This window comes from Pseudomonas sp. Pseusp3, from assembly GCF_047304225.1.
GTDB lineage: Bacteria > Pseudomonadota > Gammaproteobacteria > Pseudomonadales > Pseudomonadaceae > Aquipseudomonas > Aquipseudomonas fluorescens_CD.
Genome location: NZ_JBGLYV010000133.1, coordinates 1 through 13,778, shown reverse-complemented (window position 1 = coordinate 13,778; position 13,778 = coordinate 1). Strand labels below are relative to the sequence as shown.

Genomic DNA, 13,778 nt, shown 5'->3' with positions numbered 1-13,778 from the left:
GCTTGGCGGCTGGCGTTGGCGCAGGGCCGGCAGGGACGCCCACAGGCGGCGCAGTGGTGGTCACCGTCGGCGGTGTAGCGCTGGAGCCTTCGACCGGCACACCATCGTCACCCTCGGTAATGCCACCTGCCGCTTCAGCCAGTGGGCCGCGCATGACCGGTTGCGAGTTGCCGACCAACGGCAACGGCATCGGTTGCGTGTTGCCGGCGAATTCGACGGCAGGAGCACCGCCATTCGCTGCTGGCTGCCCCTGACCGAGCGGCAGTTGCGCCTGCTCGTTGGCCGGTGCACCCGTGGTCGGTGCCTTGTTGCGACCCGGCATCAACCAGGCGGCCGCTACCGCGACCACGACAACAGCGGAAATCGCCAATACGTGTTTCTTCGGCATATTGAACCCCATTTTTGGACGCTTGACCGCTGTGCGGCTGGCGATCATGGCTTCGATCATTGCATCGCGGGCCACCTGGTTGATGCTGCCAGGCCAGCCTTCGGAGCTTTCGTGAATATCAGAGATCTGATCTGCGGTGAAAAGTTCGATACCGCGACCGGCGCCTTCAAGCCGCTGCTCCAGATATTCGCGGGTTTCTTCCTCGGTGTAGGGTTGCAGTTCGATGACATGGAAACGCTCTTCCTCGAGATGCAAAGCATCAAGCTGAGCAATCATCGAGGATTCACCGAACAGGAACACATGCGGACGGCCTTCAGGCGCGCCGGCAGCCAGGGTCATCAGCGCTTCAAGGGCGGACTCGTCGAGCTGTTCGGCGTCATCGACCAGCAGATAGACCTCTTGCCCGGTCAGTGCAAGCTGCACCACTTGCGCCAGAATAGCGTCGACATCAGCCTGGCCGACGTTCAGCGCCTGGGCCACCTGGCGCAATACCCCGGCCGCATCGCCGGCGCCGCGGGCAGAAACCACCACACTCTGTACCGATTGCTTGTTGGTGCTGGCGACCAGGGCCTGACGCAACAGGGTCTTGCCACTGCCCTCGGGGCCGGTGACCACCAGCAGCAACTGGCTGTAACGGGCCAGGTGATGCAATTGTCCCAGCACGGGTTTGCGCTGGGCCGGGAAAAATTTGAAGCCAGGCACCCGTGGAGCAAAAGGGTCGTGACTCAACTGGTAATGGCCGAGGAAAGCCTCGTCGGCATGCAAACTAGTCATCGTGTTCTTATTAACCTTTAAGCTGAGCCAGGGCGCGGTAGTCTGCCCCCAGCGTGGCCTGTAGAACCTCTTTCGGATAATCGTCGGTCACCACCGCTTCACCCATGTGGCGCAGCAGCACCAGGCGCAAACGACCGTCGATCACTTTTTTATCAATGGACATGTGTTCGAGGAAATCGGCTTCTGTCATTTCTTCTGGCGGAACGACCGGCAGCCCCGCACGCTGGAACAGACGAATGCCGCGATCGCGCTCCTGCTCGCTGATCCAGCCGAGTCGCGTGGACATTTCCAGCGCCATTACAGTGCCAGCAGCCACAGCCTCACCATGAAGCCATACACCATAGCCCATGTGGGTTTCGATGGCGTGGCCAAAAGTGTGGCCCAGGTTCAGCGTGGCACGCACGCCCGTTTCTTTCTCATCGGCACCGACCACCGCCGCCTTGGCCGCGCAGGAACGCTCGATGGCATAGGTCAGGGCTTGCTGATCCAGGTTGCGCAGGCGGTCGACGTTGTCTTCGAGCCAGGTCAGGAACGGCTCATCACAGATCAGCCCGTACTTGATGACTTCGGCCAATCCGGCGGACAGCTCGCGCGCCGGCAGGGTATTGAGGCTGGCGGTATCGATCAGCACCACGTTCGGCTGATAGAAGGCGCCGACCATGTTCTTGCCCAGCGGGTGGTTGATCCCGGTCTTGCCGCCCACCGAAGAGTCGACTTGCGACAGCAGCGTGGTCGGAACCTGGATGAAATCGACGCCGCGCTGGTAGCAGGCGGCGGCAAAGCCGGCCATGTCACCGATCACACCGCCACCGAGGGCGATCACCGTGGTGCGGCGATCATGCCGGGCGGTCAGCAGGCCGTCGAAAATCAGTTGAAGGGTTTCCCAGGTCTTGAAGGCTTCGCCGTCGGGCAGCACCACGGAAATCACCGAGAACTGCGCCAGGCTGCGGGTCAGACGCTCGAGATAGAGCGGCGCAACAGTCTCGTTGGAGATGATCGCTACTTGCCGTCCGCGAATATGCGGGGCCAGCAGCTCAGGCTGATCCAACAAACCTTCGCCAATATGAATCGGGTAGCTGCGTTCGCCTAGATCGACCTTGAGTGTCTGCATGTGTCCCCACAGTGAAGATGAATCAGGCATCCTGCCCTGAGTTAACGAATATCTACGGCCTCTGCTGGTGTGACGCCGTTCGGTAGCCATCCGCCACAACCTTGAGCAGTCATGGCGGGACGCCGAGGATAGCGCATTTCGCGCGGCGCTTTAACGGGGTGGCAACTGCTGCAGGCGCTCTAGAATGTCGAGTACGACCATTCGTGGCGGCCGCTCATCGGTTTCGACCACCAGGTCGGCAATTTCCCGATAAAGCGGATCGCGGATCGCCAACAGATCCCGAAGGGTCTTGGCCGGATCGGCAGTACGCAACAATGGCCGATTGCGGTCGCGGGCCGTGCGGCCGACCTGCTGCTCGACCGAGGCATGCAGATAAACCACCCGCCCACCGGCATGCAGTGCCCGACGATTGGCTTCGCGCATGACCGCGCCCCCACCTGTCGCCAGCACCACACCGTCGTAATCGCACAGCTCGGCAATCATTGCCTGCTCGCGATCACGAAAGCCCGGTTCGCCTTCTTTATCGAAGATCCAAGGGATATTGGCGCCCGTGCGCAATTCAATTTCCTTATCGGAATCTTTGAATGGCAGGCGCAGCTCTTTGGCCAGCAACCGGCCGATGGTGCTTTTTCCAGCACCCATCGGTCCAACAAGAATCAAATTTCGCACAGAATCAATGACTCACAGCAATCGCCTGATTATTCATGATACGCGGAGTGAGGAATACCAACAGCTCGGATTTTTTCTCCGAAACCACATCACGCCGGAAAAGGCGGCCAAGATACGGCACATCGCCAAGAAATGGCACCTTATCTACGACCTTGCTCTGAGTATTTGAGAAAACGCCGCCAATGACGATGGTCTCGCCATCGTTGACCAGGACCTTGGCGTTGACTTCGTTTTTCTTGATGGGCGGCACATCCTGGACCTTGTTCAGGAAGTCCGGTTCGTCCTTGGTCACCTTGACCTCCATGATGATCCGGTTATCGGGCGTGATCTGCGGTGTCACTTCCAGTGACAGCGAAGCTTCCTTGAACGACACCGAAGTCGCACCACTGGAACTGGCTTCCTGATAGGGAATCTCGGTGCCCTTGAGGATTTTGGCGGTCTCCTTGTCGGACGTGACCACCTTGGGTTGCGAGACGATTTCGCCGTTGCCGGTTTTTTCCATCGCCGTCAGCTCCAGGTCCAGCAAGACGTTATCGGTGATGAACGCGATGCCGATTCCCGAGGTGTTATTGGCCGCGCCCATGTCGACGAACGGTGAATTGGTGCTGGTACTGCCGGGCGTGCCAATGGTCGACGACCCATTGACCCCATTGCTGACGCCGGAGGTGTTCCAGTTACCCTTGTTCTGTATCGAACCACCCCAGCGCACCCCGAGGCTTTTGTCATAGTCGACGTTGGCTTCGACGATCCGGGCCTCGATCATGACCTGACGCACAGGGATATCCAGCTGTGTGACGATCCTGCGCAGCTCGTCAAGCCGGTCCTGGGTCTGGTAGGCAATGATGTTGTTGGTGCGCTCATCGACGGTGATCGACCCCCGTTCGTCGGATTTCGCTTCGGCACTGGTCACCGACTGGAAGAGCTTGGCGATGTCCGCCGCCTTGGCGTAATTCACCTGCAACAGTTCCCGACGCAACGGCGCCAGATCGGCAATCTGCTTCTGTGATTCCAGCTCCTGACGCTCACGGGCAGCAATTTCATCGGCCGGCGCAACAAGCAGGACATTGCCGACCTTGCGCTTATCCAGCCCCTTGGTTTTCAGCACCAGATCCAGCGCCTGATCCCAAGGCACGTTCTGCAAGCGCAACGTGATGCCACCCTGCACAGTGTCGCTGGCCACCAGATTGAGGTTGGTGAAATCGGCGATCAGTTGCAGCACCGAACGCACATCGATGTCCTGGAAATTCAGCGAAAGCTTCTCGCCGCTGTAGGCATGCTGCCCGGCATTGCGCTTTTGCAGGTTGTCGACCGTCGCCGGGCGAACGCTGATCGTAAGCTTGCTGTCGGTCTGATAGGTCGAGTAATCGAACGCGCCACCAGGCTCAATGCTGATGATGGCTCGATCTCCACTCGCGCTGGCATTGACGAACTGCACCGGTGTGGCGAAATCCTTCACATCCAGACGCACGCGCAACGGCTCAGGCAATCGGGTTTTGGCAAACCCGACGATGATCTTGCCCTCGCGCTCTTGTATATCGGGCGCCATCGCTGGATCCGACAAGTCGATCACCACATTGCCTTCGCCCTGTGTACCTCGCTGAAAATCCACACCCCGAATGGACTTGCCTGTGGTTACTGCGGCTCGCGCCGGAACCGGCATTGCCGTGGCCGCCGACCTGGATGCCGACGGCTTGACACCCTGCCCGACTACCACCAGCAAATTGTTGCCTTCAATTCGCGAGTCGTACGGGGCCGGCTGGGCCAGGTTGATGATCAATCGCGTACGGTCTCCGGCTTCCACCACCGTTGCACTACGGGCATTTCCACTGCCGAGATCGCGAGTCTTGCTGGCCAACCGACTGGCGACACCGGGCAAATCCAGCGCAATCCGGGCCGGCGATTCCGTCGTGTAGCCGTGGGGCACCGGGGGCGGCTCATCGAACGACAACTTCAACTCGACACGGTCTCCCGGCAGCGCAGCGACATCCAGCGCCTTGAGATTGGCCGCTTGTACCATCGGCGACAACAACGCTATCCATAGCGAAAGGCCGAAGGCTGCGAAAATCCTGTTCATTATTCGAGTTCCACTATGAGTGCTCTTTCAAAGGGATGGTCCGGGGACGCTCCAGCCACGCGCCCTGACCATCAGGGACAATTTCAACCACATCGACTTGCGAGCCGCTGATCGCAACGATCCGTCCGTCGTTACGTCCCAGGTAATCGCCGACTTTCAGCCGGTGCACCCCACCCGCCCCGCGCAGCAGGGCATAGGAGCCCGTTGCATTGGAAAGGGTGCCGACCATTTCAAACTGCTCGATGTTGAAACCTTCGAGGTATTGCTTGACCCGACCAGGGTCGGGCTTGACGTTACGTGAACCCCGCCGTTGAGCCGCCGGATCAGTACTGCCCTGCGGTGAAAACGGGCTGCGCAGATTTGCCGCGTTGTAGGTGAATGTCGGGTAAGACCGGAATACCGGCGTTGGTTCAATCCTGTCCGGCCCACGCTGGCGCATTTCGTTCATGTACGCGTCCAGATCGCTGTAGTCATCGCCGACGTCACAACCGGCCAGAGCAGACAGCAACACCACCACCGAAAAACATCGCGCCTGCCTCATTGATGCTGCCCCTTGTCGCTGTAGCGGTAGGTCCGGGCGAGGATGCTCAAGCGCAGTTTCGGACCACCCTGGGGGCTGACGGGGGCAAGGTCGAAATCGTGCAGGGTAACGATTCGCGGCAACCCGGCCACTCCACTGACAAAGCTGGCCAGGGCGTGGTAATCCCCGGTGACGGTGAGCTGGATCGGCAGTTCGATGTAGAACGGCTGGGCGACCTCCGGCAGCAGCTTGATCTCTTCGAACTCCAGGCCACTGCCCAGACCGGTACGAGTGATGTCTTCCAGCAAGCCGGGCACTTCGGTGTCACTGGGCAGTTGCCGCAACAGCATGCCGAAGGATTTCTCCATCTCCTTCAACTGCTGGGTGTAGAGGTCCAGATTCGCCGCCATGCGGGCCTTACCAGCAAACTGCTCCTTGAGTGTCGACTCTTCCTCGCGACTGAGATCGAGCTGGCTCTCGAGGTCGCGAGTGGAAAAGTTGTAGCCAAGGGCCAGCACCAGCAGCATGAGCAAACCGGCCACCAGAAACTTGATCGCTGGCGGCCAGGAACCCATGTTGCCGGTATCCAGATCATTGATGTCGATCCTGCGCAGCCCTTCGAACCATTCGGATGGCCTCATTTGCCTTCCTCCGGTGCTGCGGGTCGAGTCTGGCGAACGGTCAACTGGAAGACACTGGCCGGCTCCACCTGACCGGCAGCCGCCGCTTTGACTTCAGTCAGGCTCGGCGCATCGAACCAGTCTGATGCCTCGAGGTTGCGCATCAAGTCTGAAACACGGCTGTTCGATTGCGCAGCTCCGGCGATGGACAAGGTCTTTCCGGTCATTTTCACTTCGGTGAAATACACGCCGTCGGGCAGGGCTCGCGCCAACTGGTCAAACATTCGCCCACTGATTTGGCGATTGCCTTGCAGGTCCCGGATGATGCGCATGCGCTCGATCAGTTGCTGACGGCGCGCCTTGAGATCGTTGATCTGAGTGATCCGCTCATCGACCACGGCGATTTGCTTGCCGATGTAATTGTTACGGGCGATTTGCCGATCGATAGCGCCACTGATGACCTGGTTGGCGACCAGCACCGCGCCCATCGTGCCCACCATCACGGCCACCAGGACCAGCAGGAAGCGCTTGCGGCGCGCTTCACGCCGCTCCTCGCGCCAAGGCAGAAGGTTGATCCGTGCCATCAGTCAAAGCTCCTGAGGGCAAGACCACAGGCGATCATCAACGCCGGGGCATCACTCGCCAGGGCAGCACCATTGACCTTGTTGCCCAGAATCATTTCGGAAAAAGGATTCGCGACCTGGGTCGGCGTGCCCAATTGCTGCTCGACCAAACGGTCCAGCCCCGGGACCGACGCGGTACCGCCGGCCAGCAGGATATGGTCGACGCTGCTGTACTGGCCGGAGGCAAAGAAGAACTGCAACGAGCGCGATACCTGCTGCACCAGCGCCTCTCGGAATGGCTGCAAGACCTCACCGGCATAGTCATCCGGCAAGCCGCCCTTCTTTTGCGCCAGACCCGCCTGCTCCAGCGCCAGGCCATAACGACGCTGGATTTCCTCGGTCAACTGCCGACCGCCGAACAGCTGTTCACGGGTGTAGATAATCCGCCCGTTCTGCAGCACGCTCAGGGTGGTCATGGTGGCGCCGATATCCACCACTGCGACAGTCAAACGCTCCCCGGAGACCGCGAGCCGACTGGCCAGCAAGCCGAATGAGCGCTCCAGCGCGTAGGCCTCGACATCGACCACGCGGGCGGTCAGCCCCGCCAGCGTCAGGGCCGCCTCGCGGACTTCGACGTTTTCCTTGCGGCAAGCGGCGAGCAGCACGTTGACGCGCTCCGGATTGCGCACGGAGGCGCCCAAGACTTCAAAGTCGATCGCGACTTCATCCAGGGGGTAAGGAATGTACTGATCGGCCTCGATCTTCAGCTGGCTTTCCATCGCGTCTTCGCAAAGCCCGGCATCCATCTCGATGATCTTGGTGATCACCGCCGAGCCTGCCACGGCCACGGCCACGTTCTTGAGGCCGGTTCTGGCCTTGGCCAGCGCGCGAGTGAGGGCCAGCCCCACGCCTTCGAGCTCAGCGATGTTTTTCTCGATCACAGCGCCAACCGGCAAGGGCTCGACCGCATAGGCTTCGACCCGGTAGCGCTCGCCCTGACGGCTCAACTCCAGAAGCTTCACCGAGGTGGAGCTGATATCGATTCCCAGCAGCGTACTGGATTTTTTGTTGAAGAGTCCTGGCACTACCGATTCCCTATGACTTTCCGTGAGTTACGGACTCTGCAATGTCCATTGCGTTCAATCCGCCCGTCTTGACAGCAGCGCCAACCACGCTCCCGGTCAGAAAAATGCTTATAATGCCCAGCGTTTTTTTCCGCATTTGCTCAAGCGCGGGTCGTTCTCATTTAGCCTGAACCCTGTTGCCCAATTCATTTTTGCCCTGGATATCCAAAAGCCTTGATTCGTCTGCTGAAGTTTTTCGGTTGGTCCATCGTCGCGGTTTTCTGCGGACTCCTTCTGGGTCTGAGCGGGGCGTACCTCTACCTTAGTCCCGGGCTTCCGTCCGTGGAGGCGCTGAGAAGCATCCAGTTGCAGATTCCTTTGCGGGTCTACAGCAGCGATAACAAGTTGATCGCAGAGTTTGGCGAAATGCGCCGTACACCGATCCGTTTCGCCGACATTCCCCCCAATTTCATCAATGCGTTACTAAGTGCTGAAGACGACAATTTCGCCAACCACTACGGCGTCGATCCGAGCAGTCTGATGCGTGCCGCGACCCAACTGGTCAAAAGCGGACACATCCAGTCCGGCGGCAGCACGATCACCATGCAAGTGGCGAAGAACTTCTTCCTGAGCAGCGAACGCAGCTTTTCGCGCAAGACCACCGAGATCCTGCTGGCCCTGCAGATCGAACGACAGCTGACCAAGGACGAGATCCTCGAGCTGTACGTCAACAAGATCTATCTGGGTAACCGTGCATACGGCATCGAGGCGGCAGCGCAGGTCTATTACGGCAAATCGATCCGCGACGTCAGCCTGGCGCAGATGGCGATGATTGCCGGCCTGCCCAAGGCGCCGTCGCGCTTCAACCCGCTGGCCAACCCGGCGCGCAGCAAGGAGCGTCGCGACTGGATCCTGGGGCGCATGTACAAGCTCGGAAAAATCAGCGAAGCCGACTACACCGCAGCGGTCAACGAGCCGCTGAACGCCAGCTATCACGTGCCGACTCCGGAAGTGAACGCCCCGTACATCGCCGAAATGGCCCGCGCCGAGATGGTCGGACGCTATGGCAGCGACGCGTATACCGAAGGCTTCCGCGTCACCACCACGGTGCCGAGCGACCTCCAGGAACTGGCCAACACCGCGGTCCACGAAGGCCTGATGACCTACGATCAGCGCCACGGCTATCGCGGCCCCGAGTCGCGGCTGCCGGGCAAGACTCGCGAAGCCTGGGCAACCGAGCTGACCAAACAACGCACCATCAGCAGCCTGGAACCGGCCATCGTCACCCTGGTCGACAAGAACGGCCTGCAAGTGCTGACCCGCACCGGTCAGGAACACGTGAACTGGGACACCATGAAATGGGCCCGGCCGTTCCTGAATACCAACAGCATGGGCGCCAACCCGAAACAACCGTCGGACGTGGCCCAGGTCGGCGATCTGATTCGCGTGCAGCGTCAGCCGGACAATTCGCTGAAGTTCAGTCAGATCCCGCAGGCCCAGGGCGCACTGGTGTCCCTGGACCCACAGAACGGCGCCATTCGTTCGCTGGTCGGCGGCTTCGCCTTCGAGCAGAGCAACTACAACCGCGCATTGCAGGCCAAGCGCCAGCCGGGTTCGAGCTTCAAACCGTTCGTGTACAGCGCTGCACTGGACAGCGGCTACACCGCCTCCAGCCTGGTGAACGACGCACCGATCGTGTTCGTCGACGAGTACCTGGACAAGGTCTGGCGTCCGAAGAACGACACCAACACCTTCCTCGGCCCGATTCGCCTGCGTGAAGCGCTGTACAAGTCGCGCAACCTGGTGTCGATCCGCTTGCTGCAAGCCATGGGCGTGGGCAAGACCATCGACTACATCACTCGCTTCGGCTTCAACAAACAGGACCTGCCACCCAACCTGTCCCTGGCGCTGGGCACCGCGACCCTGACGCCTATGGAAATCGCCACCGGCTGGAGCGCCTTCGCCAACGGCGGCTACAAGATCACCCCGTACATCATCGACAAGATCGAAAGCCGCAACGGCGACACACTGTTCGTCGCCAACCCGCCGAGCGTGCCTCAGGGCGGCGCTGCCAGCGATGGCATTGCCGCACCGACCCCTCAAGCCTTCACGGTCAACGTAACGCCGGGCGAAGTCCCAGGTACTACGCCGACGCCACAGGCACCCGCCGTTGCCGAACGCATCATTGACGGACGCACCACCTACATTCTCAACAGCATGCTCGAGGACGTGATCAAGCTCGGCACCGGGCGTCGCGCACTGGCCCTGGGCCGCCCCGACATTGCCGGCAAGACCGGTACGACCAACGAGTCCAAGGACGCCTGGTTCTCCGGCTACAACGCCGATTACGTGACGACCGTATGGACCGGTTTCGATCAACCGGAAAGCCTGGGCCGCAAGGAATTCGGCGGCACCGTCGCGCTGCCGATCTGGATGAATTACATGGGCCCCGCGCTCAAAGGCAAACCGCCGCATACGCAGCCTGAGCCGGAAGGCATCCTCAGCCTGAGAGTCGATCCGGTCAGCGGCCGCGCAGCCAGCCCGGGCACGCCAGGTGCTTACTTCGAGCTGTTCAAGGCCGAAGATACGCCACCGTCGGTCAACGAGATCGGCAGTGGCACGGCACCGGGCAGCCCGTTGCCAGCGGATGAACAGGCGCCGATCGATTTGTTCTAGAGGAGCAGCTGTAGGAGCGAGCTTGCTCGCGAAGGACTCAAGGGCGACGCGCTTATTCAGAACACACGCGTTATCGTTGACGTCCATCGTCGGAACGCCGCCCGGAGCAAGCTCGCTCCTACAGCCATAAAAAAACCCAGCACTTGGCTGGGTTTTTTTATGGGCGGCTGCTCTTAGCCGTTGAACACGTCATCCACGCTTTTGAGCGGGTAGTTCTTCGGATACGGCAGGGTCGCCACACCCGTCTCGATGGCGGCTTTGGCCACGGCATCGGAGATCAGGGTGATCAGACGGGCATCCATTGGCTTCGGAATGATGTACTCACGACCGAATTCCAGCTTGATGCCGCCATAGGCGTCGCACACTTCCTGAGGCACTGGCAGCTTGGCCAGTTCACGCAGGGCGTTGGCCGCAGCCACTTTCATTTCTTCGTTGATGCGCTTGGCGCGAACGTCCAGGGCACCGCGGAAGATGAACGGGAAGCCCAGTACGTTGTTGACCTGGTTCGGGTAGTCGGAACGACCGGTGGCCATGATCACGTCGCTACGGGTAGCGTGTGCCAGTTCCGGGGAGATTTCCGGATCAGGGTTGGAGCACGCGAACACGATCGGGTTGGCCGCCATGGACAGCAGGCCTTCAGGGCTCAGCAGGTTCGGGCCGGACAGGCCTACGAACACGTCAGCGCCTTGCAGGGCGTCAGCCAGGGTGCGCTTGTCGGTCGCGTGAGCGAACACCGCCTTGTACTGGTTCAGGTCGTCACGGCCGGAGTGGATCACGCCGGTACGGTCGACCATGTAGATGTTTTCGATGTTGGCGCCCATGCTCACCAGCAACTTCATGCAGGAGATGGCGGCAGCGCCGGCACCCAGGCAGACGATCTTGGCTTGCGGCAGGGTTTTGCCAGCAATTTCCAGGGCGTTGATCATGCCGGCGGCGGTCACGATAGCGGTGCCGTGCTGGTCATCGTGGAATACCGGAATATCGCACTGCTCGATCAGAGCACGTTCGATTTCAAAGCACTCTGGTGCCTTGATGTCTTCCAGGTTGATGCCACCGAAGGTGATGGAAATGCGCTTGACGGTGTCGATGAAGGCCTGCGGGCTTTCGGAGTCGACTTCGATGTCGAAAACGTCGATGCCGGCGAAGCGCTTGAACAGTACGCCCTTACCTTCCATCACTGGCTTGGAAGCCAATGGGCCGAGGTTACCCAGGCCGAGAATCGCGGTGCCATCGGAAATGACTGCAACCAGGTTGCCTTTGCCGGTGTACTTGTAGGCCAGTTCAGGATCGCGGGCGATCTCGCGTACTGGTTCGGCTACGCCCGGGCTGTAGGCCAGCGACAGGTCGCGAGCGGTAGCAGTGGCCTTGGTGAGCTCGACACTCAGCTTCCCTGGACGAGGATTGGCGTGATATTCGAGAGCGGCAGTTTTCAGATCAGACATTTTGGCATTCCGCTTTTACTGTTGGACAGACTGGTCAGCGAGGATACGCGCCTCGCAAAGTCCCCACAAGACTGACCGGTCCCCCCTGTCAAGCGCCCTGCCCTACGACTTTGGGCCAAGAGCCACGACTTACAAGGGTTAGACTGTTCACAATCGGCAGAAAAAATGTCTACAATTTTTTATCACGGCACCGCTTGAAGCATCGCCGGGTCGGTCAAGGGCAACATCCAGCGTGCCTGGCCTTCCTTGAGGCCGCCTTTGCGCGAGCGATCCAGCACCCAGCCACGCGCCTCGACCTGCTTGCCTTTGAGGCCTTCCAGCGAATTCATATCGAAACGCGCCAGCAGATTGGGTGCAACGCGCAATACAACTGAATCCTGCAACTCGATCCAAACCCCGCCGCGATTGCGTTGCACCTTGCTCACACGACCGCTGAGCACGGCAAAACCGGAAGCGCTGATCTGCTCCGCTTTCAGTACAGGTGACTGGCGCCAGACACCGAGCCCGGCCTGACGAGCGTTGCGTTCTGCGGCTTGCTGACAGGCGACCAGATCGACATTCGGCGCCACCGCCACCTGAAAACCCAGGCCTTCGGCAAGCAATTGCGCTTCCAGGTTGGCGCCGTCTGCACCATAGACATGGGCCAGGGTGCGGCCGTAATGGTCCTTGCTTTCTTTGCCAGGCACCAACCCGACCCGCCCGTCACTCGCCGCCACCAAGGCTTCGAGGCGTTTGCGTGCGGCCACGGCGAACGGCTCGTCGGAACGGCCCTTTTTACCCAGCTCCGGCGTGTTCAAGCCGATCATGCGCACATTGCGGCCATCGCTCAGGCGCAAAGTGTCGCCGTCCACCACCCGCTGCACCGCAACGGGCGCCAGGTCGCCTGGCGCCGGGCAAAAGGCCTGGGCGCCAGACAGCCAAATCGCAGACATAAAAAAGGCGCCCGCAAGGGACGCCTTCTTCATCAGCATGGAAAAACCGTAGCGGCTCCCCAAGTTGATTGGCCTTAGGCCTTTTTCGCGCCGAAAGCACCGAAACGGTCGGCGAACTTCTGTACGCGACCACCGGTGTCCAGGGTCTTCTGCTTACCGGTGTAGAACGGGTGGCATTCGTTGCAAACGTCGATCGCCAGGGCTTTGCCGAAGGTCGAACGGGTTTCGAACTTGTTGCCGCAGCTGCAGGTAACAGCAACTGCCGGGTATTCTGGATGGATATCAGCTTTCATGGTGTCTTCCTCAGGCTAGCGTGCCGCCACCCAACACAATTGTTGAATACCGCACGTAATTAGGCCGCGGATTCTACCAGACAATCCTGATCACGCAAGCTGTCGCTTCTACCGACCGTCTGCTAGGCTCCCGGCCAAATCGCCACCCCTGTGGGAGCGGGCCTGCTCGCGAAGACGGAGTGTCAGTCAGCATTCAAATCGTCTGGCACACCGCTTTCGCGAGCAAGCCCGCTCCCACAGGTCATGGCCCTGCTGGTTACTTTTCGCCATTCGAGATCCCCCGCGTGCCCGACGCCATTCTGCGCCTCGCCCTGCCTTCGCCGCTGCGCCGCCTGTTCGACTACCGCGCTCCGGCCGGCGTCCTGCGCAGCCAGCTGCACCCTGGCATGCGCCTGCGGGTACCGTTCGGCCGGCGCGAGATGATCGGAATCCTGGTGGAAGTCACCAACACCAGCGAAGTGCCGGCCGAGAAACTCAAGCCGGCCCTGGCCCTGCTCGACGCTACCCCACCGCTGCCGCCCGCGCTGTTCAAGCTGTGCCTGTGGACCTCCCAGTATTACCAGCACAGCCTCGGCGACACCTTGAGCTGGGCGCTGCCGGTGCTGCTGCGCCAGGGCGAGCTGGCCGAAGCACGCCAGGAGCGGTTCTGGTC

General features: G+C 60.6%; 12 protein-coding genes and 1 pseudogene. 2 read left to right on the top strand and 11 right to left on the bottom strand.

Annotation, left to right across the window (positions count from 1 at the left end; translation table 11 throughout):
- From ACCD00_RS27720 to ACCD00_RS27685, 8 genes are all read right to left on the bottom strand, one after another.
- Positions 1 to 1,162: ExeA family protein (locus ACCD00_RS27720; RefSeq protein WP_413428449.1), on the bottom strand; the 1,162-nt coding region annotated here is incomplete at its 3' end.
- A 10-nt stretch (positions 1,163 to 1,172) separates the two neighbouring features.
- Entirely contained in the window at positions 1,173 to 2,273 is a 1,101-nt protein-coding gene (gene aroB / locus ACCD00_RS27715) for a 3-dehydroquinate synthase (protein ID WP_007989324.1), read from the bottom strand.
- A gap of 150 nt (positions 2,274 to 2,423) precedes the next feature.
- Positions 2,424 to 2,942, bottom strand: coding sequence for a shikimate kinase AroK (gene aroK, locus ACCD00_RS27710; protein ID WP_015093141.1), 519 nt, complete (start codon positions 2,940 to 2,942; stop codon positions 2,424 to 2,426).
- Between the two features lie 4 nt (positions 2,943 to 2,946).
- Entirely contained in the window at positions 2,947 to 5,016 is a 2,070-nt protein-coding gene (pilQ, locus tag ACCD00_RS27705) for a type IV pilus secretin PilQ (RefSeq protein WP_413428448.1), read from the bottom strand.
- A 13-nt stretch (positions 5,017 to 5,029) separates the two neighbouring features.
- Positions 5,030 to 5,557, bottom strand: coding sequence for a pilus assembly protein PilP (locus ACCD00_RS27700; protein WP_413428447.1), 528 nt, complete (start codon positions 5,555 to 5,557; stop codon positions 5,030 to 5,032).
- Positions 5,554 to 6,177, bottom strand: coding sequence for a type 4a pilus biogenesis protein PilO (gene pilO, locus ACCD00_RS27695; protein WP_413428446.1), 624 nt, complete (start codon positions 6,175 to 6,177; stop codon positions 5,554 to 5,556). Before pilO ends, ACCD00_RS27700 begins: the two co-directional genes overlap by 4 nt.
- On the bottom strand, positions 6,174 to 6,740 hold the full coding sequence (locus tag ACCD00_RS27690) for a PilN domain-containing protein (protein WP_413428445.1): 567 nt from the start codon (positions 6,738 to 6,740) through the stop codon (positions 6,174 to 6,176). Before ACCD00_RS27690 ends, pilO begins: the two co-directional genes overlap by 4 nt.
- Complete coding sequence (locus ACCD00_RS27685; RefSeq protein ID WP_413428444.1) at positions 6,740 to 7,804, bottom strand: pilus assembly protein PilM; 1,065 nt, start codon at positions 7,802 to 7,804, stop codon at positions 6,740 to 6,742. Before ACCD00_RS27685 ends, ACCD00_RS27690 begins: the two co-directional genes overlap by 1 nt.
- A 216-nt stretch (positions 7,805 to 8,020) precedes the next feature.
- On the opposite strand from ACCD00_RS27685, the gene ACCD00_RS27680 reads away from it, so the two are divergent.
- On the top strand, positions 8,021 to 10,459 hold the full coding sequence (locus tag ACCD00_RS27680; protein WP_413428450.1) for a penicillin-binding protein 1A: 2,439 nt from the start codon (positions 8,021 to 8,023) through the stop codon (positions 10,457 to 10,459).
- 173 nt (positions 10,460 to 10,632) lie between these two features.
- Here the strand turns inward: ACCD00_RS27680 and ACCD00_RS27675 are convergent, their stop codons facing one another.
- The 3 genes from ACCD00_RS27675 to rpmE all read right to left on the bottom strand — a co-directional run bounded on the left by ACCD00_RS27675 (position 10,633) and on the right by rpmE (position 13,126).
- Positions 10,633 to 11,901 (bottom strand): malic enzyme-like NAD(P)-binding protein, encoded by a 1,269-nt coding sequence (locus ACCD00_RS27675; RefSeq protein WP_008017023.1) that lies wholly within the window; start codon positions 11,899 to 11,901, stop codon positions 10,633 to 10,635.
- 182 nt (positions 11,902 to 12,083) lie between these two features.
- A complete protein-coding gene (locus ACCD00_RS27670) occupies positions 12,084 to 12,872 on the bottom strand; it encodes a thermonuclease family protein (RefSeq protein WP_413428443.1) in 789 nt (262 codons plus the stop codon).
- Between the two features lie 35 nt (positions 12,873 to 12,907).
- Positions 12,908 to 13,126, bottom strand: a complete 219-nt coding sequence (gene rpmE / locus ACCD00_RS27665) for a 50S ribosomal protein L31 (RefSeq protein ID WP_007975586.1) — start codon at positions 13,124 to 13,126, stop codon at positions 12,908 to 12,910.
- Between the two features lie 284 nt (positions 13,127 to 13,410).
- On the opposite strand from rpmE, the pseudogene ACCD00_RS27660 reads away from it, so the two are divergent.
- Positions 13,411 to 13,778, top strand: a pseudogene (locus ACCD00_RS27660) (primosomal protein N'); the annotation flags it as partial.

Bases quoted from the DNA above. Each gene is read 5' to 3' on its own strand.
- pilO (WP_413428446.1), bottom strand. From the start codon at position 6,177: ATGAGGCCATCCGAATGGTTCGAAGGGCTGCGCAGGATCGACATCAAT.
- ACCD00_RS27675 (WP_008017023.1), bottom strand. From the start codon at position 11,901: ATGTCTGATCTGAAAACTGCCGCTCTCGAATATCACGCCAATCCTCGT.
- aroB (WP_007989324.1), bottom strand. From the start codon at position 2,273: ATGCAGACACTCAAGGTCGATCTAGGCGAACGCAGCTACCCGATTCAT.
- ACCD00_RS27700 (WP_413428447.1), bottom strand. From the start codon at position 5,557: ATGAGGCAGGCGCGATGTTTTTCGGTGGTGGTGTTGCTGTCTGCTCTG.
- pilQ (WP_413428448.1), bottom strand. From the start codon at position 5,016: ATGAACAGGATTTTCGCAGCCTTCGGCCTTTCGCTATGGATAGCGTTG.
- ACCD00_RS27670 (WP_413428443.1), bottom strand. From the start codon at position 12,872: ATGCTGATGAAGAAGGCGTCCCTTGCGGGCGCCTTTTTTATGTCTGCG.
- ACCD00_RS27690 (WP_413428445.1), bottom strand. From the start codon at position 6,740: ATGGCACGGATCAACCTTCTGCCTTGGCGCGAGGAGCGGCGTGAAGCG.
- rpmE (WP_007975586.1), bottom strand. From the start codon at position 13,126: ATGAAAGCTGATATCCATCCAGAATACCCGGCAGTTGCTGTTACCTGC.